The sequence below is a fragment of the Pseudomonas sp. AC083 genome (genome assembly GCF_979253165.1).
Genome location: NZ_CEEDDH010000074.1, coordinates 1 through 318, shown reverse-complemented (window position 1 = coordinate 318; position 318 = coordinate 1). Strand labels below are relative to the sequence as shown.

Sequence of the window (318 nt, the reverse complement as noted above, 5' to 3'; positions counted from 1 at the left end):
GTTGTACCGCCGAATTTAAAGATGATCCCGAGGCCTGTTCCGATAAACACACCTGCAAAGAGGGCGGCTAAGGCTAAATCGTGCTGGAGAGGCATATGTATTTGAAAGCGCTGGAAGATGGCAAGAAAGACAGAAAGACTGACTGTGCCTACAATTGTATAAGTAAACATCGTTCTGCCGAGCATTTTCCAGCCAATAAAAAAGATCGGAATGTTTAAGACAAGGTTTGAAATAGATGGGTCAATGTGAAATAGAAAATATAAAAGCAGTGTAATACCTGTAAATCCGCCTTCCGCCAAATTGTTCTGCATATTAAAA

General features: G+C 40.9%; 1 protein-coding gene. It reads right to left on the bottom strand.

Annotated features, from left to right (window positions below):
* Positions 1 to 318: YitT family protein (locus tag AC0IXA_RS27285; protein ID WP_471814880.1), on the bottom strand; the 318-nt coding region annotated here is incomplete at both ends.